The sequence below is a fragment of the Treponema denticola genome (assembly GCF_024181605.1).
Taxonomy (GTDB): Bacteria; Spirochaetota; Spirochaetia; order Treponematales; family Treponemataceae; genus Treponema_B; species Treponema_B denticola_B.
Genome location: NZ_CP054477.1, coordinates 66,372 through 86,503, shown reverse-complemented (window position 1 = coordinate 86,503; position 20,132 = coordinate 66,372). Strand labels below are relative to the sequence as shown.

Below are 20,132 nucleotides of genomic sequence, written 5' to 3'. Positions count from 1 at the left end.
GCGGCTTATATTTTTCCAATGTCATGTTAAATTTCGTATAACAAAAAGCCTGTTTCGCCCATCGGTATTTCTTTTATGAGGTTACCGTGATGCCATACAAAGGCGCCGCCTCCTATAGCCGGAGCATTTTCCTTTACAAGGGAGTTTATAAATAAAACAGGTTTATCGAGGATTGCAGTTCTTTCGGCGTAGGCAGAGCCTTCACCGTTTTTCCATTCTTCTTTTGTATAACCGCAAAATACCGGCCATAAAAAGGCATCGGGATTGAGGTTTATAATAGGCTCTAAAAGATTATCTTCCCATAAGTCTCCGCAGATAAAAACGGCAAGGCGTTTACCCTCAAAATCAAACTCAAAAAACGCTTTCCCTTCACGATAGTCGGCACAGGTACCTTCAATTCTCCAGCCTTGGGAAACTCTTTTATAAAGGCACAGCATTTCTCCGTTTTTTCCTAATATTATGTATGAGCTGAAAATAGCACCATGATCGTTTTCGATAAAACCGAAACCTATGGCTGTTTTTTCTTTTTGGGTAATTGAACGAATCTTTGCAATGGGTTCCGAGTTGATTTGAAGAGCTGTCAAAATATCTTTTTTATACTCAAAACAAAGAGAATCAAAGCCCTGTAAAAAACTTTCTCCAAAGAGAAGAAGATCGGGCTTTTCAGACCTTGTCTTTTCTATAAAGCCTTCGATTTGCGATATATTAAAATCAATATCATTATCTATATTTTCCGATGCACAAAGTCCGATTTTCATACTTTCCTCCTATACACTAACGATAAACAGTGAGGCTGAATTTCTGCCGAACTGTTTATCCATCCTCCATAAAAAAAGGGGCATCCGATATAAAGCAAAAGCCTTTCGGAGCCCCCTGTTTCAATCAAAAGACGGTTTTAGCAATAGATGCTCTTTAAATAGTCCAAATCCAATTCGGGATAAAGAACAAATTTATGTAAAATAGCATCTACTTCTTTTTGTATCTCTGCTTTTACGGCAGGGTCTACAACTACATTAGCCTTGCTGGGAGCTCCGCTCTTTGTTACACCGGGTTTTGAAGCCTTCAATACCCTGTCGATAATTGATGCAATCTGCTTCATTTCGGGTTTACCCATTCCAAGACTTGTTACTGCAGGAGTTCCTACGCGTAAACCGCTTGTCCACCAAGGTCCGTTCGGATCAAAGGGTAAGCTGTTTCGGTTAAGGGTTACGCCGCACTCGGACATTGCAGTTTCCGCTTGGCGGCCGTTTAAGCCGTATTTTGTTACATTAATCAGCATTAAGTGATTGTCTGTTCCGTTTGTCTGGAGCTTCATTCCGAGCTTCATACATTCTTCAGCAAGGGCAGCGGCATTATCGCGGACATTGTGTGCATAGTCCTGATATTCCTTGCTGCTTGCTTCGCGGAAGGCAACAGCCTTTGAAGCCATAACATGGGGAAGAGGGCCGCCGATTACAAGGGGGCATCCCTTATCAACAAATTCGGCAAATTCTTTTTTACAAAGAACCATAGCACCGCGGGGGCCTCGAAGAGTTTTGTGGGTTGTAGTTGTTACCACATCAGCCCAAAGAACGGGGTTATATTCGCCTTCAAAAACCTTCCCTGCAACAAGACCGGCAAAGTGGGCCATATCAACCATTAAAACGGCTCCGCATTTATCCGCAATCTCTCTAAATTTCTTAAAGTTAATTTTTCTGGGATAGGCACTGTATCCTGCCAAAAGAATCAAAGGCTTTTCTTCCATCGCTCTTTTTTCAATTTCGGCATAATCAAGCTCACCGGTTTCTTTGTTTACCGTATATGAGCATGTCTTAAACATTTTTGAAGAAACGTTTTGAACATAGCCGTGGGTAAGATGTCCGCCCGAATAATAATCCAAGCCCATCAGTTTTTGATTTCCAAGAGCATGGCGTAATTCTTCCCACTCCTCATGGTTCAAACCTTCAAGGCTCATCTTTTTAACTTTTCCGTCTACAACCGTTTCAAATTTCTTTAAGAAGGGTTCTTCAACCTTGGCATTTAAGATAGCCCAATAAGCTACGATATTTGCATCAGCACCTGAATGGGGCTGAACATAGGCGTGCTCGGCTCCAAAAATCTTACATGCTTCTTCGCAGGCAGCCATTTCAACGGCATCGACGTTTTCGCATCCTCCGTAATATCTGTGTTCGGGGAAGCCTTCGGCATATTTATCGGTCAGCAGGTTACCCATAGCAGCCTGCACAGCCAATGAAGAATAGTTTTCGCTGGCGATAAGTTTTAAGTGACTTCGCTGATTTTCTATTTCTTTTACAATACTTGATGCAACCTCAGGATACACGGATGCGACCTGATCCAAATTGGCCAAATATGCAACCATAGCTAACTTTGCATTTGAGCCTTCCTTTTCAAGGTATTTTTTTAAACCTTCTTTCATATTATAACTCCTATCAAAACTGTGTTTTATACTATAACTTCAATATTATAACAATTTATAAAATTATATTCTAGCCTTTTTGAGTATTGAGATTTAAGTTTCTCTATTCCTTTTGCGGTATTTTTTATAATGATCATAGAAAATAAATATCTTTTCAAACAAAAATACAAAAATAATAAAACCGCAGGAATATTCTCCTATTAAAAATAATTGTTTAAAGTTATAAAAAAAAGGAACAAAAAATTGCAGCACCTTGAGGCTGTAAAGAATCATAGTCGCCGCTATTGTTATCTTGCCGCCCCTTGTAGATTTTATTTCAACAGGAAATTTTAATAATATAAAAAAAAGCATTCCCAAAGCTTGAAACATTAATCTTACAAAAATCAAATAGAAAAACCAATTAGGCAATAAACCAAGCTGATAATATACAATCGAAATAAGAGCAAGCAGAGAGTAATCACTCATAGAATCCAGCATACGGCCGATCCTTGTTTCTTGATTAAATTTACGGGCTATAAAACCGTCAAAAAAGTCCGTCAAAAAAACCAAGATTAAAACAACAGCTAGGATTATTTTTATCTGTTCTATCGAATTTTGTTTTAAAAGAAAGGCTATTAAAGGAACCGAACTTATGCGGAACAGAGTAATTCCATTTGCAAGATTAATTTTCTCAAGCACAAGATTAGTCCCAACATTTATAAAATCTCCCTTGTATAGAATTAAAAAAAACAAAAGTAACGAATGCCAGAGAGTTATATGTATCAAAAATGCACTAAAAATCTCAGTATCCGTATTAAATATCTTATAAATTGCAAAAACAGCTGAAAATTGAAACAGCCAAAAAAATAAGATCAACCTTCCGATTCTTTTTTCCATAAAAAGCAACTCCGCATTCTATTTTCTATTTACAATTTTTTCTTTTTCATAATGAATCAACATAAAAAATAATCATTCTATATTAATTTTTTCAACATATTCTAAAAAAGCGGATCGCAGGTTAGAATATTCTTTTTCACTTTGACCGATTTTCTTCTTTAAATTCTCCAAAGAATTTTCTATCTCCAAAAGTTTATCTAAAAACATCCTTCCCTGTTGGGTCTCGGAACCGACAGCTTGAAGATTTTTACGGATTCTATCCTGCTCGGCATTAAGATTTTTTTGCTCATTTTGTAAGCTATTCAAGGCAATTTGGGCCTTATCAACTTTTACCTTTTCATTTAAAATATCTTTGAAAGCTTTTTTTATCTTTTCAGGCATCTTAGCGTTGGAGGAAATAGCTATCATGGAATTATTATCCATCATATTAACTTGGATAATTTCTTCAAAAAATCTTTCTTCAACTACATCAAGTTTTTCTTGAGAGTTAGCCTTAACCTTGATATTAAACCTGTACTTATTCGATGTTTTTTCCAGCAATTTTTTTTCATCGGCAAGATTAAAACCTGAGCTTATAAAATGTTCAACTATAATGGAGCGTTCTTTTGATGCAGAATTCTTGATAGTATAGACAGAGTTTTTAGACGACTTATACCTTTTTGTTAAAACGCCTTTTACTATTTTAAGACTATGAATATGCTCATCAAAATCCTCGGTTTTTGTTCCCCGCACATCTATATCATCACCAAAGGCTATGAGCCGTTTTTCATTTTCCGGTAAAAATTCCAAAATAGCGTCGCCTGAGTACTCTCCATTTTCAAAAACCGTAATGGGCCCTGCAGGGAACTTTAGACCGGAATTATTTTCGATACTGATACACAACTTAGGATGAACATCGGAACCATAAGGTATACTCGAAAAAACCGAGTATTTTTGCGCAGGAAGCGATGCAAGGCTAAGAGGAATCATCGTACTCTTCTGCCTAGGTAAATTAACAGGCTTTACAGGGCTGAAGGCAAACATTTCCCCCGCACTACTCTTCGCAATAGTCTGATTTTCAAAATAAGAAGATTCCTTGGCTTCGTCCATGGAGGGAGCAGCCGCCTTTGCATAAGCCCTTTTTTCCATCAGCGGTATGGGCATAGTTTCTTCATAAGCCATATCGTCATCATAAGCGGAATCAAAGGTTTCAATATCGGCCGTCTGACCTGCAAGAATCGGAATAGTTTCTCGCTCGGTATAATAGGGTTCATACAAATTTTGTCTAAATCCTACGGGACGGCCGCTTGTAAGGGTGAGTTTTACATCCTTCCAATCAAGATCCGTAGAGTTATCGATTATGGCCCAAGCCTGAAAAGCTGCACTTGTATTGCCCATATCAAGCCTATACGAAGGCTTCCAAATAGGAGCTTCCATAACATAAGAAAGCCCTATATTACGCTCTCCGGCAGCTTCTATATCAATCGAAATGAGCTTCCTTTCCTTTGCAGAAGCTTCCAAAATAAGACTTAAAGCCTTTTGTAAGTCCTCATTCCTTTGGGGCTCCGTAAATTTAAAAGATTGTACATCTTTTAAGGATATTATCTTAACACCGTCTGCCGCAGCAATCGACAAAATCATATCCGGTTTAGAGTCTTCAATTTTATCTACACTTAAAATTTTACCGGTAATCTTACTCGGCGTATAAATTTCAATTTCGGCTCCCTTCTGCGAGTTAAGTATCTTAAAAATAGAGTCATTTTCAGATAAATCTATCTTTAAACTTTGCATAGTTTTTTTTAGGGTATCTTCCGATTGATAATTTATCGATAAATTCTTTGCAGCAGGATCTTTTACAAAAATAGATTTTAGCACGTCACTTATCTGGGAAGGCAAAAACAACATCTCTATTTTTCCGTTGCCTTTCACCCTGCCCTCATGCTCATAATGAGCAACGCCTGAGGAATATAGGGTCACTCTTTTTAAAGGAAGATCATCCTCATTAAACTCATTTACAGAATCAGAAAAAACCGTAGTCATACACATTAATGAAATCAACATAGAAAATAATTTTTTCATACCTCCTCCAAGGAAATAGTATCTCCCCCATTATATCACATACGAGAGGTGCTGGCTAGGGTAGATTTATAGTATTATTAAAAATTCAATTCATCTTCCATTGACATATCTTAAAATAAAACGCATAATAGGAGAATGGTATCGACTATTATTATTTCTTTTTTTATTATTATTATCGCTGTTGTTATCCTTGTCCTTGTAGCTACACGAAGCAAATCCTCATCTTCAGGAGGAAGAAAGAAAGTTAAAGGCAGAGCCGGTTTAATGAAAGAAGCCTCACGCCGTTTAGCTCAAAACCCTCATGATGTCGAAGGTTTATATATAATGGGAGATATTTATTATCAAGACCAAGACTGGGAAAAGGCATATATGGCATACTCGGCCTTACTGGACAGAATGAAACCGCTCGAAATGAACAAACAGCTGGATATTGCTATCAGATACGGTATCTGTGCATTGAAAACAAACAGACTCCCTGAGGCAAAAAAAGGCTTTCTTCTTGCAGAAACAATCAATCCTAAAAATCTCGATGTAAGCTATAATTTAGGCTATATCTATTATCTCGAAAAAGAGTATGAAAAAGCCGTTAAATTTTTCAAAAGAACCTTAATACTTGAACCAAACAGCTTTTTGGCAACAAAGTACCTCGGATATACTTTTAAGTACTTACATAAATACGCTGAAGCCCTTCCGGCTTTAAAAAAAGCCCTGGATTTTAAACCCGATGATAAGGAAGTTTTGTTTGCAATGGGCGAATGTTTTTATGAAACGGAAGCGACTGACCGATGCTTAAAGATATTAAACCATCTTAGAGTAGATCCTGTTTTCGGACCTCAAGCCTCATTATACACAGGTATGATAAGAGCAAAGGCCGATCAGTTGGAAAGAGCTATTGAAGACTTCCAAATAGGCTTAAAGCATACCGGAACACCTTTGGATATTTCTAATGAGCTAAAATACAGACTAGCTCAAGCCTATATAAAAACTCAAGAAATAGGTCAAGCCCTTCATCTTTTAAAAGAAATCCAGTCCATAAGCCCGGGATATAAGGATGCGGCGACCTTAATAATGAGATATCAGGAATTAAACAAAAACAAAAACTTACAGATATACCTAATGTCAGGTCAAAGTGAATTCGTAGCTCTTTGCCGCAAAATCGTAGCCCGTTTTTATCCGAAAGCTAAGGTAAAAATAGTGGATATTTCCGTATTGGCAGCTTATACCGATATAGTTGCCGAAATAGATACCTCTCGATTTTCGGATACGGTTATTTTTAGATTTTTTAGATCGCAGGGAACGGTAGGTGAGTTGCTGCTTAGAGAACTGCATGCACGGCTAAAAGAAGTCAAAGGCGGAACGGGAATTTGTATGAGTGCCGGAACCTTTACCGAAGAAGCTGTTAGGTTCTCTGAAGGGCGACCTTTAGACTTATACGATAAAACAAGGCTTTCAAACGTTTTAAACTCCTTAAAATAAAACGCAGTTTACTCAATCAACATAGCCCGACGCAAGCGTCGGGCTATTAAACCATCCGCACGAATAAAAAAAGGCAGCCCATTTGAAGGACTGCCTTTTTGTGTAAAATAATTAAAATCTATAACCTGATAGAAAGGCCTAACTTTAAGTTTACACTGTTAGCAATAACCTCTTTTATGTTGTTGCTAGTGTTGGAAACCGTATATTCTTGATTTCCAACTTTAAATGTTTTTTTAACTTTTAAAGGAGCAAAATAAACAGTATCGGCAATGCCCCCATAAATACCTATCATTTTTGTAAAGTAAAAACTTGCTAAAACATTTACGCCTACACCGAACATGACATCCAATTTGTCGTAACTAAGATTCTGACCAGCTATAGAAATAGACTGAGTAGCCTTCATAGCATTTAAACCGAGACCGCCTCCCAAAAAGAGGTTAAACCTTGTTTTTTTAAACAAAGTTATACCTGCTCCAAGCTGGGTATCAAGGATAAAGGCATTCTTCACTAAAAACTTATCTTTTTCAGCACTTGAGTCCTTTACAAGATCGCTATGGTTTTTTCCGGGAAAGGCAATTTGGGACATTAAATAAATAAAACCCGCTCTAAGGTCGACAGCAAGTCCTGCGGCATTATTCTTTTCATCTTTAAGATCTTGTACTGCCTTTTGTATATCAGCATGGACTGTACCCCAATTACTATCATTTTTAGTGTGAACAAAATAATTCGTATAGGCAGGACCGAACGAAATTGCAAAATCTGCAAATGCAAAAACAGCAGATGCAACCGAAATAATCAAAACTAAGACTATCTTCTTGTGCTTCATAATAAACCTCCTATAAAACACATTTTCTGTTTATAAAACAGAACCATATTCAAAACTCCTGATAACCGGAATTTGTTACAATTTTATTAAAGCTTAAAAGCTACCGCCAATCTTAATGCAAGGTTGTTGGCCCATGAATATTTTATAAGGGACTGAATATCCTGTTTCTTCTCTTTGATGATTGTATAGGTAAAACCGCTTCCGTTTATTGCTTTTCCTTTATAATACCTTTGGTTTGACATCGGAATAAAATATACGGTATCTTTAATATCAAAGGAAATACCTATATTTTTTGTAAAATAATAGTTTACAGCTACATTTATACCAAGCCCCGCCATTGCTATACTTCGTGTTTCATTAAGTTCTTTTGCTAAAACTTCATGAGTAACAGGATCTGTTATCGTTTTTACGTATTCATCGGGAAGCTTTCTTTTTGTCTGAATATAGTTTATACCAAGTCCTCCGCCTACAAAAAAATTTAGAGGAGAGCTCTTTAAAATATTTATTCCAAATCCAATCTGACTATCTACAATAACGGAGTTATCCAACTTATTTGTCGCATCAATTTCCTTTAATTTTTGACCTAGAGGATCTTCTCCTGTAGGTATTTGTGTAAAGGGGAAACCTATACTGATATTGGCATATAAATAATCCATTTTGAGCTTTACACCTATAGCCAAAGCATTATATGAATCCACGGACCTTGGAGCATCCATAGTAAGGTTTCCTGGCCCCAGAGCAGCTCCTAAACCATCTGCCAAATTATTTTTAAGAGCATCTTTATAAACTGTCACCATATTATGGTTCATATAACCGATACCGACATCACCGGAAATATCCATAAAATCAAAGGCCGATAATGAAAACATACAGCTCAATGCCAGAATAATAAAAAGAATTTTTTTCATAATTATCCTCCAAGATAAAATTTTATTTAAACGCATAATCGCATATTTTATATAAGTATAGCCCACTATTAACATATTTTCAATCAGATATAAGTATTTTTTTATATCTATTGCCGTTTTTTCTTAAAAATAGTAGGATATATGCATGAGTATACCACAGTATCCCGAATTTGCACCCATTTCGCCGGACATGCAGTCCGAAATGGAATTTTACTTAAAAAGGCTTCCTGACGGAATCTCGGAGCTTACTTTTTTAAATTTATACCTTTTTAGACATAATTATAAATATCAGGTAACAAAAACCGAAAAATTATTGATAATAATAGGGGAATATAAGGGCGAAAGCTTTTTTATAACCCCATGCTGTACGGTAGATGTCGAAATAACAAAGGAATTATTGGCAAAATATAAAAAATGGATGATTCTTTCAAAATCTTTTTTAGATAATAACACAAATGTATTCAATCTGCCTTTTTTAAAAGAACTAAAAATCGAAGAGGACAGGGATAATTTTGACTATGTTTATCTCAGAAAGGATTTGGCCGAGTTAAAGGGTAAGGATTTTCATAAAAAAAAGACCCATATAAACAAGTTTGAGAAATCTTATGACAAAATAACAATCGAACCTCTTACTCTCGAAAATGTGGAAGATGCCAAAAAAGTCCTTGAAGAATGGAACAGCACAAAACCGGACTCAAATCCTGAAAATTCCGACTATGAAGCAGCCTTAGAAGCCCTATCAATCTTAAGCAGAACCTCAATGATGGGCATCATTCTCTATGTTTGGGATGAACCTGTGGCTTGGACTCTTGCAGAAATAACACAAAACAATAAAACCGCCGTTATTTTATTTGAAAAAGCCTTGGCTTCTTACAAAGGGAGTTTTCAGTACATCAATTATGCCTTTGCAGGTTATCTGCCCGAATACATAGAATTTATCAACAGAGAGCAGGATTTAGGGGATGAGGGCTTAAGACAAGCAAAAATGACATATAAACCGATAAAATTTATAAAAAAGTATAGAATTTTATCTTAAATATGATACAATAGAAAAACATGGATTTAGTAAGTACAAGAAACAATAATAAGATTGTATCCTTTTATGAGGCAGTAACAAACTGTATGCCTGCTGACGGAGGGCTTTATATTCCGAAAGATGCCCTAGACTTAAGCGATTGGGCCTATCACCTTAACGAAACTTCAAGTTTTACATCTATTGCGGGAGCCTTAACCTCTGCAATCCTACGAGAAGAATTCAGCCCTGCCGTTTCGGAACGTATTGCCGTTTCAGCTTTTGGGAACTACAGCCCCAGAGTGCGCCAACTGGACGAAAAATTCTTTTTGCTGGACCTTTTTCACGGTCCTACAGGCTGCCACAGAGATTTCGGCTTTTTATGGTTTGCTTCAGTTCTTGAACATATTTTAACTATAACCGATAAAAAAGCCATAGTTTTAGGAACAGGAACCAAAAAGAACGGTCAAAGCATGGCAGCCGCTTTTTGGAACAAAAAAAGAGTGAAGACTCTTTTAATACATCCCAAAGGTTATGCATCCGGTATACCGGAAGAATATTTAGCCGAAAACGGAGGTTCTATTTACTCCGTAGAATGTGATGGAGATGTAAAGGATGTCGAAAACTTAAAAAGAGCCATATATCTTGACAGAAATCTTGTAGAAAAATACAGCCTTACCTTGGCAAATACGGTAAACATAGGCAGACTTTTGCCCCAAATATTTTTCTATTTTTATGCTTTTACCCGCTTTAAAAAACACTCTTTTGGCGAAATCTATTATGCCCTCCACTCCGGTAATTACGGAAACCTTTCGGCGGGACTTTTTGCATGGAAGAGCGGCCTTTCATTAAACGGGTTTATAACCGATTCTACACCTGAACTTTCGGTAGACAAGGACGGAGACTGCTTTTGCAAAACTATGGAAGTTCCTTTGAGCCAAAGAAGTGCCGCGGATCCTGTAAGCCCCTCAAATATTGAGCGCTTGGAACAGATTTTTGAAATAAGCCCGGCAATTATGAAGGCCTTAATTTTTCCTAAACAGGTAGATCCTAAAGACTATAAGGAGCTTATTAGAAAGGCCTATCAAAGATATGGAATTATGATAGATACTTCGACAGCCGCAGCCTATGGAGCCGCCATAAAAAGTAAAATTTTAAAAAATAAGGGGCCTGAAACCATTGTTCTTATTTCAAAGGATCATCCTGCCTTTGAAGCCGATATAATCGAGGATGCCTGCGGTGAAAAGCCTACTCAACCTGAATACATGAAAGGTTTGGATAAACCTATAAAAAATATAAAAAAGATACAGCCATCTAAAAAAGAAATAGAAAATATGCTAGAATATATGGAGAGGTAGTTTTTATGTCATATAAACTTGATGGAGCCAAATTCCCCACACTTGAAGAACTGGTAGAAGCCCTCTACCCTATTTATTCGGATAAAATGAGTGAGGAGGAATTTAAAAAATACGCAGAGGAAAATGCCGAAAAAGACTAGGTCTTTTGACTTGAAAAATCAATAATATTTTTCAGCTTATATTCGGCAGCTGAAAATATCTTGGTCATATCCGAATAAATTCCTGCATAAAAGTTTAAAGATAAAATGTTGCATTTATGTACACCATCTTCAGGCCAATCTTTCCATACAAGTTTAAACAAAATATAAATTAAAATCAGCCTTTCAGTAGATTCTTTATTAAACCAAAGCTCCCCATTCCACTCGTTTAAACCTAAATAGTTTTTTAGCACTTCATCATGTACACAAAAATCCATAAAGTCTTTAACGCAATCCTTGCTTGAACCCGAATTTTCAAAAAAATCTTTCTCAGTTTCAGGTAAGCAAAATAAACGGCTTAACAAAAATAAGGAGCTTTTTGCATTTAATTCCGGAACACCGAAAGAGCAAAGAAGCTCGGTAAGAGCAGAATCAAAACGACACAGTTTAATCTTTTCTTTAGGAAAAAATTTAAACAGAGCCGACAATAAAAGGCCTGCCGTATACAAAAGTACATTCTCTTTTGTGTCAAAAACCAAAGACTTGAGAGCATTTATAAAGAGCCGTTCTTGGGTTTTAAGCCTTTCGTCCTTAATATTTTCATCAATCAAAGAAGACTCATTTGAACAAAGATATAAAAAGCAATCTATCGAATTTTTAAAACACAAAGCGCGGATCTTATTTTTTTCTTTAAGACTGTTTAAGCTTTCTTTTTCTTCATCATAAGGAAAGGTTTTAAAAAACACTTCTTCAAAGGTAGTAAAAAAATTCAATAATCTCGGGTAAAGTTTTTCTGATACATCTTCAATTGTTTCTTTTTTATAGGTTTCACAATAATCCGAAATTTGAGGGAATAAGTCTTTAGCGCATAAGTCGTGAATGGTATTGTAAAGAGCGCCATACTTACATTTATTTATTTCAAATTCAATATCTTTAAAACCCCTCCCATCCACTTTTTGATAAAGCTCCCTATAATAGCCCTCATCGTCCTTAATCTCATTGATATTTAAAAATACTTGGCATTGATACCCGTCCAAAGCTGCAAAAAAGCCTTTTTCGGCAAGCTCGGAATTTTTTCTTAAAAAGAATAAGAAAGAACGCTGTTCATAAAACACCGTAAAATAGTCCTCTCCCGAATTTAAATTAAGAGAGTCCATAAGATTTTCCTGCCTTAATTCTTTTTCATTTTGCGATTTTTTTACGGCAAAGGCCGCCGAAAGCTTAATCCAGCCCGATGCTCTTTCATAGGCATTATTGTAAAAAATCAATGAGCGCTCTCCGTTAAAAAAATTCGACCAAACAAAAACATTTTCGTTTACATTTCCTTCATTCCAAAAATCAAATAGTCTAAATTTTTCAACATCAGAAAAAATATAGCGTTTTTTTAAAAGAGGAAAAATTTCCTTTTTATGTCTTTCAAGCAGGCCGGAGTTTACAGCTTCATCCTTATAAGCTCTTTTATATTCCATGCCGTACTTTTCGGTAAAGCCCTCTAGCTGACCGTGCCCGAACATAGGCAGCCCAGGCATAGCCGACATCATCGTGCAGACACCGAAGTATTTATCTCCGTCTCCGAATTGGGCTATGGCAGTTTCTTCATCAGGGTTATTCATAAAATTGACATAACGCCTTAATACCTCAGGATCGAATTCAAGGGTATTTTTTATGGTTTCCCTATATTTTGCGTTTTCTTCTTTTTTGAGCATATTCATAAAGGCGGAATTATATACTCGGTGCATTCCGAGGGTGCGGACAAAATAGCCTTCCATCATCCAAAAGGCTTCGGCAAGTAAGAGGGTGTCGGGGGCTTCTTTTGCACAGCGGTCTACAACCTCTCTCCAAAATTCTTCGGGGATTCTCCTTTCAAATTCTTCAATAGAGAGGGCATAGCGGGAGCGGCTTGCAATGTCTCCGCCTGAACCTGGAGCCGGATACCAGAGGCGGCGAATATGTTTTTTAGCGAGAACCATAGCGGCATCAAAGCGTATGATGGGAAAATTCCTTGCAACATGGAGAATTTTTTGAATAACCTTTTCGCGGGCTTCACTGTTTAAAAAATCTATTTGAGCCGTATCGTTCCAGGGAAGTCCCGTGCCGTCATTTCCATGATAAATATAACGTACATCCCCGGAATAGTTATCGATACGCTTAAAAACCACGGCACAGTCCGTCTTTGAATAATAACCGTTTTCAAGATAAACGCTTGTTCTTCCGTCTCGGGAAAGATTTTCAGTATCGTAATTATAGGCAGGAAAAGGAGACTCCCCTGTCTGCAAAAAAAGATTCGGGTCTTCCATAATCCATTTGGAATCAAGGCCCGTATGATTGGGAACCATGTCGGCTGCCATTCTGATTCCGAATTTCCAAGCTCTTTCCCGTAAATTAGCCAGAGCCGGCCAGCCGCCTAGTTCTTCTGCAATGTCATAGTCATAGATACTGTATGCACTTGCAGCAGCTTCAGGATTTCCGCAAATTTCTTTAATACGGCGGCTCGCCTCGGAACGCTGCCAAACGCCGATTAACCAAAGCCCCGTAATTCCCGCATCTGCAAAAAATTTAAGCTCTTCATCTGGGATTTGATCGAGACGTGTAATCGGTGCGGAATATTTTTTACTTAACTGATCCAGCCAAACCAAAGTGCTCTTTGCTATTAAAACCAAATTGGGCATCCAATTTTTATCGGGAGTGAAGGCCTCGTATTCTTTTAACAAATTTTCAAATGTGTAGACCGGAGCATCAAAGCTGCCTCCTTGAGGCGGAGCCCAGCCGGCTTTTTCTTCTTCTCTTATTAAGTCCTCGGCACCCAAAAGTTTAAGCAAAAGATTTTGAGTAAACCGGCTCCAGTTTTCTTTTATATATTTAAGCTGGTCTAAAATGCTATTTGGACAACGCTTAATGGGTTCTTCCAAAAAAGAAAGAATATCAAGGCCGCTTTGTTCTTTTCCTAATCGGCTTCCTATGGGCTTATTTTTTTTTGACCACTTTTTTATCCTGTCCCAAAAAATACCGTATGAATCGATTGTTTTTAAATTTGAATCATTAAATAAAACCTCAAACTGTGCATTCGCAGGATTTCTATTTGCAAGACAGAGTAAAATAAACTCTTCAAAGGCCAGCACTTTATTGGGTACATTTGATGAGCTGTCATTTGATTCAAACCACTCATCTAAGGAGAGCTTATCCGTGTAAACATCCTTTGGGGGGAAATCTTTACAAAACTCTTTTAATAAAAAATCAAGACTGTGAAGACTTTTATTTTTAAATTCTTCTTCGATAAATTCATATCCTTTAACAAAAAAATCGGCATCAATATTTTGACGGTAAAGCCTTAAAACATAATGAAGAACTTCATCTAAAATTCCCATCGCATTTAATTCGCCTGCTTTTAAATGAGCTTGACCTTCTCCAAAAAGACCTGCGTTTACAAGAGAATTAAAATTAAACACAAAATTATGAACTTCGGAAATATTTTCAAATATGACATTTCCGCATGAAGAAAAAAGAGAAGACTTTAAATTACACTTTTTGCGGACATCTCCATTAATGTGAAATTCCATTTCTTGAAAAAAAAAGTCCGTACTCATAGCTGCTCCTTCATCGATTGTATTATAACACACGTGAAGCATTTTTGTAAGGGAACACAGTTTTTTTTGTTTAACTGCAAAACACTTGAGCAACGTACATCCTTGTACACTTCTTAACGGCTCCCATTGTAAAATAAAATAAATTATGTTAAACTTTTGCCGATGGGGGATAAATAAGATGAAAAAAAAGGCCTTTATTTTTTTATGTTTAAGTCTGGTACTAAATCTTTTTCTTTCTTGCGGCGGGAAAAAAGCGGCTTATGAAACAGGCAAAAGTGCCCGATCCGAAAGTTACATGGACGAATCCAAAAGTTCATCATCCGATTCAGCCTTTAAGGAAGACAAAAAAGAGTTTGATGATATAAATACTGCAAGTTTAGATAACGGCAATGTCGAAAGAAAACTTATAAAAACAGGTTTTATAGAATTTGAAACTGATGATATAAAAAGAACAAGGGAAACAATCGAAAACCTTGTAACAAAATATCAAGCCTATATAAGTCAAGAAGATGAACAGCATTTTCATTCTAATATTAGGCAGACAATCAGTATTAGAATACCAAAAGAAAATTTTGATAATCTTTTAAATGAGCTTACTATAGGTATTAAAAAACTTGATAATAAAAACATTACGGTTGAAGATGTTACGGAAGAATTTGTAGACGGACTTGCCCGGTTAAAGGTAAAAAAAGAAACCGAACAAACTTATTTAAAAATTCTAAGCCAAGCAAAAACGGTAAAAGACATTTTAGAAGTGCAAACCCAAATTCAAGATTTACGCTCCGATATTGAAGCTATTGAAGGCCGTTTACGTTATTTACAAAAATCCGTAAATTACAGCACCTTAAATATTTCAATGTACCAAATTATCAATAGCAGTATAGCAAGGCCTTCCTTCTTCACCAAGGCCCTCAATGCCGTAAAGGAAGGAATAGGTCTTTTTAGCGATATAATTATCGGCATCCTGTATCTTTGGATATTTATACTTATAATTATAGCTGTTGCGGTAATTATAATCAAAAAAAGACGCAATAAAAAAAGATCAAAGGAAAAATCTTTAGATAATTAGGTATTCATTGAAATTATAAGCTCTATTTCGCCGGTGGGAAGGGGAACTTTTTCGGCTATCAGCTCTATTGAAAGGCCTTTTTTAGCCATTTCAATTATCTGTTCCTTCATTGAAGCAGTTTGGTCGGGGACAATTCCCGATTTAGGGGCCAGAATCTGTTTTGTATATATCTTAATAGGTTCGTTATCGATAGGAGGATTTTCTTTTTTATTCACTTCTGTTGAACGCTCTGTTTCTCTTACGCTCTCGTTTGAAATTACGGGCTTTTTAGTTTTTGCAAAAACCTCCGGATCAAGTCCCGAAAAGGCATTAGCTTTAGCCGCCTCTGCAAGGCTTTCGTAAACTCTCTCGGCAGCGCTCCTTTTTTCTTCTTCTTTTCCCGCAAGTAATATACGCTTATCCAGCTCAAGGATAAGGCTGTTCACTTCCTTAATTTTGTCTTCCATTATTGTAACGGACTGATCGGTTTGAAAAGCAATTTGAGCCACCAATTTTTGAGTTTCATTTTTTATATTATTTATCGAAGCTCTATCCGAAAATTGATTTTTAAACTTAAAATAAAAAAAGAAGATTAAAAAAATATTTAATACCAATAACACAATCGCAATAACAGTCATCATCCCGAAATATCCACTCTTTGTCCCAAAGAAGGGTCTTTTATATATTCTTCATTATCCAGTTCCTGCTCGGTTTGAGCCGTGTTCTGTTTTTTGGGATGTTCTCCTCCCCTATTGTCCTCATCGGGAGACTTGCCGTCCTTATTAATTCTAAGATTTTTATTACTGTCGGAATCTACAAGCTGAACGGTACTCAATCTTTTTTCTGCATCAATTTTATTTTGCTGCTGTTGGGCATCTTTTACCATAGAAGCAAGCTGTTGTTCAGCCCCTTGCTGTTTGCCGACCTTAGCCATTTGAGCATATAGAGTTTGCAGATCAATTGGTTGAATAGCCACTCGGAACCTTCTTAAAATCCTCTTCGTTCTCTTCTTGATACTTTCCGTAACGCACAATTCCCTTGTCAAGATAGAATGTAGTCGCCTTACAATCCATTCTTACATCCTCGGTGGTATCCCGTATAACTATGCGTACTCCCGGATATACATGTCCGGAAGCGGAAACCCGGCCCTGATTTTTCAATGTATTTAAATATTCTTTTATTTGGGTAATTTCTTTTTCTACTTCGTGAATATCGGTTTGAAGAGTATATTTATACTCGTTCATCTTGTTATAGTTTTCTTCTTTATCTTTTGGAAGCTCTCCCCGTTTGGATTTAAGTTCTTCAAGACTCATCAGATTAAGTTTTATATCTTCCAAGCTCTTTTGATCCATTTCCTGTTTTTGCAGCAAGAAGTTTAAGCGTTCCTTGCTTTTGGGATCGAAGCCTACACTTAACATAAGATCGTTTCCGCCTGAAACACTTCCTAAATTCCTTGCCGAAATAGATTCGGAAGCACTTAGATTGCCGCTTATTATATCGGCCTTCTTTCCGCGGCATATAATTTTACGGTTAGCCATTACATTCGATTTTATAATACCATCTGAAACAATTACCATGTCTCCGGCTTCAACAACATCGGTATTTTGAATAAATTTAGACCAGATAGATTTACCAGCTCTTATTACGCCGCCTTCCTTGCCCATGATACCCTGACTTACAACTATATCTCCCTCGGTATCAAGCTCTGCCCTGCCGACCGAGCCCTTAACTTCTATATTTCCCGAAGCCTTTATAACAAAGCCGTCATCTACGTTTCCGTTTACAAAGACCGAACCCAAGAATGTAATATTTCCTGTTCTGATTGAAACATCGCCCTCAACTACATAAATTTCTTGTACGGTAATCTTATTTTTTACTAAAAGAACTTGTCCGTTTACTTCGGCAACTATAGTTAAACCATCTGCAGCAATCTTTGTATTTTTGCCCACGGGCATTGCAACATCTTTTCCGTTAATGGCCTCAAGGTATTTTCCTGTAACGGTTTTTCCCGCCTTTCCTCTTTGAGCAGGAACCTTTTGAGCTACCGGCTGTCCTTCGACAACATTTTGAATAAGGTTCAATTCCTTAAAATTGATTTGACCGGAACGGGTTTCCTGCAAACGGACTTGTGTATTATCCACTTCAAAATTATAAATAATCTTTGCATCGGCACCGTTTTGAGGAGCTATGCCTTCCGCTACCAGATAATCTTCGCGGTAAACGGGAGAATCTTGAAATTGTTTGACTCTTTCTTCATTTATCCCGACTATTATTCTGTTATTCTTCAAAAATGCGATAATGGTATCTGCCGAAAGATCAACACCTCCGGTTGTCGGGGGCGTAACATATAGGTAAGCCCTCATTTCGTCATCGCTTATGTTGACAACCATTGCAGCATCATTGCCGGGTATCCGTTTATAAGGAGCCACCCTGACATACTCTCCGGTTTTCTCCTCCAATATGGGAGAAAGAATATCGTCCTCCGGAATGGGGAGAGCCCTATCCCTAAACCTGTCCCTAGCAGCCTTTATATCAAAAGCACGGCCTGTACCCGATGGAGCCGTTACCTTAAAGTAAATACCGTCGGCTGCACAGAAAACATATCCCATTCCGTCTTTATTGATAATTACCCCATCTTCAATTATATCTTCTGTCTCAACCTTTTCTTCTTCGATATTTTGCGATTTCTTTATTTTTATGGTTTCGTAGGCTCTTATCTTCCATTCTTTTGGGACTATAGCAAAAAAACCGGAAGCACCTTTTTGCAAAATCTCATAGTCTATCGATGAAACGGGCATCCCTAATTGTATAGCTGCGTTTGCAAGGGCTTCATCAAGGGTCTCTCCGCTTATATCAACAAAAAAACGCCCGGAATCCAGTTCGTGCATTTCAGACATTTTTTCCTGTATTTGATTAAGCCTAACCATAATCCCCCCTATTTTATGCCCTTTGTAACATTAGAAAGCTTAGCTCTTAGTTTTATATTTGCGCTCGTGTGTATCTGAGAAACTCTGGATTCGGTTACATGAAGAACTTCTCCTATTTCCCTGAGAGTCATATCCTCATAATAGTACATAATTAAAACTTTTTTTTCTCTTTCAGGTAATTCTTTAATAGCTTCAACTATTACCCGTTTTATGTCTTCACGTTCTACAATTACATCAGGATTCAAAGAGGAAGGAGCTTCAATTATGTCTCCTACTGAAAACTCTTCCGAGTCATCATTAGAAAACCGTAAATCGGTCAAAGAGACAACGCTGGTTGCAGATATTTTAAGCAGCAGAGAATTATATTCTTCAATATCCAAACCCATTGCATAAGCTATTTCTTCGTTTGAGGCGGAGCGGCCTAAACGAGCTTCTAGGTCGGCTATAGTTTCTTCAATTTCGCGGCTCTTTTGACGTACCGAGCGGGGAACCCAGTCTATAGACCTCAGCTCATCGAATATAGCGCCCCTTATTCTATTGACGGCATAGGTATTAAATTTAACGTTTTTATCGAGATCATATTTTTCTATAGCATCCAAAAGGCCGAACACACCGTAACCGACTAAGTCGTCAAATTCTACATTCGTAGGCATTCCTATACCGACTTTTCCGGCGACGTATTTTACCAATGGAGCATACTTTAAAATAAAATATTCTCTGATTTTAGGATCTGAGGTTTTTTTGTATTTTTCCCAAAGTTTTTCTTCAGGTATATTTTCATAATCCGTATTTGCCATTACCCACACCTTTTATTTTTTTAATTTATGATTCCCTTTTAAGCACAGTACGAATAGCATTTACCATAGTATTCGTATCCATCCCTGAACCGGCTAAATCCGTTGATACATCAAATGCAGCTGTCCCTCTTTGAGTAAAGTCCATCTGATCATCGCCATCCTCCGGTTCATCTTCAGGTATAAAATCCTGCAAGTCGGGAAGTTCTTCCAATTCTTTTACAGTATTGTCTTCTTGTTTTTTTTCGGTTTCATTCGAAACACTATTTTTTGATGTAGAAGTTTGTGAGTCATCCTTTATACTCTCAAAATCTTCATCGATCAAGTCCGCATCACTTAGTTCTTTGGTATCATCCGATATCGAATTTTCATCGGCCGATTCAGACTCCATCATATCCGATTCCAGATCGGCTCTTTCTTCATCGCCTATAAACGGCATTTCTACAGGTTCGTCAATACTTATATTCAAATTTTTGCCGGTTTCTGTTTTTGCCGATCCCTCAGCATTAACGGGCTGAAATAGATCCGGCACAAAATGCTCCAAAAGAATCTGAGCCCCTAAAACAAAACCTCCGCTTATCAAAGAGATGATAAGTGAACGCAAGAGTATTGTAGAAAAGCGAACCCCGCTTATCAGCCCTAATAGGAAAGACAGAGCCAAAGCAGCTAGTGCACATATAAGGGGAATTTTAAATTTTGCCACGACTCTGAT

Annotated in this window: 17 protein-coding genes; 5 read left to right on the top strand and 12 right to left on the bottom strand. The window is 37.2% G+C overall.

The annotated features are described in order from the left end of the window. Nucleotides 1-26 precede the first annotated feature (26 nt). From E4N80_RS00405 to E4N80_RS00390, 4 genes are all read right to left on the bottom strand, one after another. A complete protein-coding gene (locus E4N80_RS00405; protein ID WP_253699632.1) occupies nucleotides 27-758 on the bottom strand; it encodes a carbon-nitrogen hydrolase family protein in 732 nt (243 codons plus the stop codon). A 137-nt stretch (nucleotides 759-895) separates the two neighbouring features. Further along, nucleotides 896-2,416, bottom strand: coding sequence for a glycine hydroxymethyltransferase (locus E4N80_RS00400; RefSeq protein ID WP_253699631.1), 1,521 nt, complete (start codon nucleotides 2,414-2,416; stop codon nucleotides 896-898). A gap of 93 nt (nucleotides 2,417-2,509) precedes the next feature. Next, a complete protein-coding gene (locus E4N80_RS00395) occupies nucleotides 2,510-3,292 on the bottom strand; it encodes a CDP-alcohol phosphatidyltransferase family protein (RefSeq protein ID WP_253699630.1) in 783 nt (260 codons plus the stop codon). Nucleotides 3,293-3,364: 72 nt separating this feature from the next. Further along, nucleotides 3,365-5,350 (bottom strand): DUF4139 domain-containing protein, encoded by a 1,986-nt coding sequence (locus E4N80_RS00390; RefSeq protein ID WP_253699629.1) that lies wholly within the window; start codon nucleotides 5,348-5,350, stop codon nucleotides 3,365-3,367. 135 nt (nucleotides 5,351-5,485) lie between these two features. Here E4N80_RS00390 and E4N80_RS00385 point away from each other — a divergent pair, with 135 nt between their 5' ends. Then, on the top strand, nucleotides 5,486-6,826 hold the full coding sequence (locus tag E4N80_RS00385) for a tetratricopeptide repeat protein (RefSeq protein ID WP_253699628.1): 1,341 nt from the start codon (nucleotides 5,486-5,488) through the stop codon (nucleotides 6,824-6,826). Between the two features lie 118 nt (nucleotides 6,827-6,944). Here E4N80_RS00385 and E4N80_RS00380 read toward each other — a convergent pair whose 3' ends face one another. Together E4N80_RS00380 and E4N80_RS00375 are read right to left on the bottom strand one after the other, a co-directional pair. Then, on the bottom strand, nucleotides 6,945-7,652 hold the full coding sequence (locus E4N80_RS00380) for a DUF2715 domain-containing protein (RefSeq protein WP_253699627.1): 708 nt from the start codon (nucleotides 7,650-7,652) through the stop codon (nucleotides 6,945-6,947). A gap of 86 nt (nucleotides 7,653-7,738) precedes the next feature. Beyond that, nucleotides 7,739-8,560, bottom strand: a complete 822-nt coding sequence (locus E4N80_RS00375; RefSeq protein WP_253699626.1) for a DUF2715 domain-containing protein — start codon at nucleotides 8,558-8,560, stop codon at nucleotides 7,739-7,741. A gap of 145 nt (nucleotides 8,561-8,705) precedes the next feature. Here E4N80_RS00375 and E4N80_RS00370 point away from each other — a divergent pair, with 145 nt between their 5' ends. The 3 genes from E4N80_RS00370 to E4N80_RS12900 are packed head-to-tail and all read left to right on the top strand — an operon-like array spanning nucleotide 8,706 to nucleotide 11,070. Further along, the gene (locus E4N80_RS00370; RefSeq protein WP_253699625.1) at nucleotides 8,706-9,596 is read left to right on the top strand and encodes a DUF2156 domain-containing protein; all 891 of its coding nucleotides are present in this window, start codon (nucleotides 8,706-8,708) and stop codon (nucleotides 9,594-9,596) included. Between the two features lie 20 nt (nucleotides 9,597-9,616). Further along, nucleotides 9,617-10,930, top strand: a complete 1,314-nt coding sequence (locus tag E4N80_RS00365; protein ID WP_253699624.1) for a PALP domain-containing protein — start codon at nucleotides 9,617-9,619, stop codon at nucleotides 10,928-10,930. A gap of 5 nt (nucleotides 10,931-10,935) precedes the next feature. After that, nucleotides 10,936-11,070 (top strand): hypothetical protein, encoded by a 135-nt coding sequence (locus E4N80_RS12900; RefSeq protein ID WP_002673521.1) that lies wholly within the window; start codon nucleotides 10,936-10,938, stop codon nucleotides 11,068-11,070. Here the strand turns inward: E4N80_RS12900 and E4N80_RS00360 are convergent. Beyond that, nucleotides 11,067-14,651 carry an alpha-amylase family glycosyl hydrolase gene (locus E4N80_RS00360; RefSeq protein ID WP_253699623.1) on the bottom strand — a complete coding sequence of 1,195 codons (3,585 nt, stop codon included), beginning with the start codon at nucleotides 14,649-14,651 and terminating at the stop codon, nucleotides 11,067-11,069. The two genes, E4N80_RS12900 and E4N80_RS00360, sit on opposite strands and share 4 nt — an antisense overlap. Before the next feature lie 178 nt (nucleotides 14,652-14,829). On the opposite strand from E4N80_RS00360, the gene E4N80_RS00355 reads away from it, so the two are divergent. Then, the gene (locus E4N80_RS00355) at nucleotides 14,830-15,720 is read left to right on the top strand and encodes a DUF4349 domain-containing protein (RefSeq protein ID WP_253699622.1); all 891 of its coding nucleotides are present in this window, start codon (nucleotides 14,830-14,832) and stop codon (nucleotides 15,718-15,720) included. Here E4N80_RS00355 and E4N80_RS00350 read toward each other — a convergent pair. The 5 genes from E4N80_RS00350 to E4N80_RS00330 are packed head-to-tail and all read right to left on the bottom strand — an operon-like array spanning nucleotide 15,717 to nucleotide 20,123. Then, nucleotides 15,717-16,340, bottom strand: a complete 624-nt coding sequence (locus E4N80_RS00350; RefSeq protein WP_253699621.1) for a hypothetical protein — start codon at nucleotides 16,338-16,340, stop codon at nucleotides 15,717-15,719. The genes E4N80_RS00355 and E4N80_RS00350 overlap by 4 nt on opposite strands. Beyond that, nucleotides 16,337-16,675, bottom strand: a complete 339-nt coding sequence (locus E4N80_RS00345; protein ID WP_253699620.1) for a hypothetical protein — start codon at nucleotides 16,673-16,675, stop codon at nucleotides 16,337-16,339. The genes E4N80_RS00350 and E4N80_RS00345 overlap by 4 nt, the downstream gene beginning before the upstream one ends. Beyond that, nucleotides 16,656-18,626 (bottom strand): FapA family protein, encoded by a 1,971-nt coding sequence (locus E4N80_RS00340; RefSeq protein ID WP_253699619.1) that lies wholly within the window; start codon nucleotides 18,624-18,626, stop codon nucleotides 16,656-16,658. The genes E4N80_RS00345 and E4N80_RS00340 overlap by 20 nt, the downstream gene beginning before the upstream one ends. An 8-nt stretch (nucleotides 18,627-18,634) precedes the next feature. Continuing rightward, entirely contained in the window at nucleotides 18,635-19,423 is a 789-nt protein-coding gene (gene whiG, locus E4N80_RS00335) for an RNA polymerase sigma factor WhiG (RefSeq protein WP_253699618.1), read from the bottom strand. A 25-nt stretch (nucleotides 19,424-19,448) separates the two neighbouring features. Beyond that, entirely contained in the window at nucleotides 19,449-20,123 is a 675-nt protein-coding gene (locus E4N80_RS00330; RefSeq protein ID WP_253699617.1) for a hypothetical protein, read from the bottom strand. Nucleotides 20,124-20,132 lie beyond the last annotated feature (9 nt).

What these genes read in the sequence shown, in the direction of transcription:
- E4N80_RS00365 (WP_253699624.1), top strand. Translation starts at nt 9,617, where the DNA reads ATGGATTTAGTAAGTACAAGAAACAATAATAAGATTGTATCCTTTTAT.
- E4N80_RS00350 (WP_253699621.1), bottom strand. Translation starts at nt 16,340, where the DNA reads ATGATGACTGTTATTGCGATTGTGTTATTGGTATTAAATATTTTTTTA.
- E4N80_RS00380 (WP_253699627.1), bottom strand. Translation starts at nt 7,652, where the DNA reads ATGAAGCACAAGAAGATAGTCTTAGTTTTGATTATTTCGGTTGCATCT.
- E4N80_RS00360 (WP_253699623.1), bottom strand. Translation starts at nt 14,651, where the DNA reads ATGAGTACGGACTTTTTTTTTCAAGAAATGGAATTTCACATTAATGGA.
- E4N80_RS00400 (WP_253699631.1), bottom strand. Translation starts at nt 2,416, where the DNA reads ATGAAAGAAGGTTTAAAAAAATACCTTGAAAAGGAAGGCTCAAATGCA.
- E4N80_RS00375 (WP_253699626.1), bottom strand. Translation starts at nt 8,560, where the DNA reads ATGAAAAAAATTCTTTTTATTATTCTGGCATTGAGCTGTATGTTTTCA.
- E4N80_RS00385 (WP_253699628.1), top strand. Translation starts at nt 5,486, where the DNA reads ATGGTATCGACTATTATTATTTCTTTTTTTATTATTATTATCGCTGTT.
- E4N80_RS00340 (WP_253699619.1), bottom strand. Translation starts at nt 18,626, where the DNA reads ATGGTTAGGCTTAATCAAATACAGGAAAAAATGTCTGAAATGCACGAA.
- E4N80_RS00390 (WP_253699629.1), bottom strand. Translation starts at nt 5,350, where the DNA reads ATGAAAAAATTATTTTCTATGTTGATTTCATTAATGTGTATGACTACG.
- E4N80_RS00395 (WP_253699630.1), bottom strand. Translation starts at nt 3,292, where the DNA reads ATGGAAAAAAGAATCGGAAGGTTGATCTTATTTTTTTGGCTGTTTCAA.
- E4N80_RS12900 (WP_002673521.1), top strand. Translation starts at nt 10,936, where the DNA reads ATGTCATATAAACTTGATGGAGCCAAATTCCCCACACTTGAAGAACTG.
- E4N80_RS00405 (WP_253699632.1), bottom strand. Translation starts at nt 758, where the DNA reads ATGAAAATCGGACTTTGTGCATCGGAAAATATAGATAATGATATTGAT.
- E4N80_RS00355 (WP_253699622.1), top strand. Translation starts at nt 14,830, where the DNA reads ATGAAAAAAAAGGCCTTTATTTTTTTATGTTTAAGTCTGGTACTAAAT.
- E4N80_RS00370 (WP_253699625.1), top strand. Translation starts at nt 8,706, where the DNA reads ATGAGTATACCACAGTATCCCGAATTTGCACCCATTTCGCCGGACATG.
- whiG (WP_253699618.1), bottom strand. Translation starts at nt 19,423, where the DNA reads ATGGCAAATACGGATTATGAAAATATACCTGAAGAAAAACTTTGGGAA.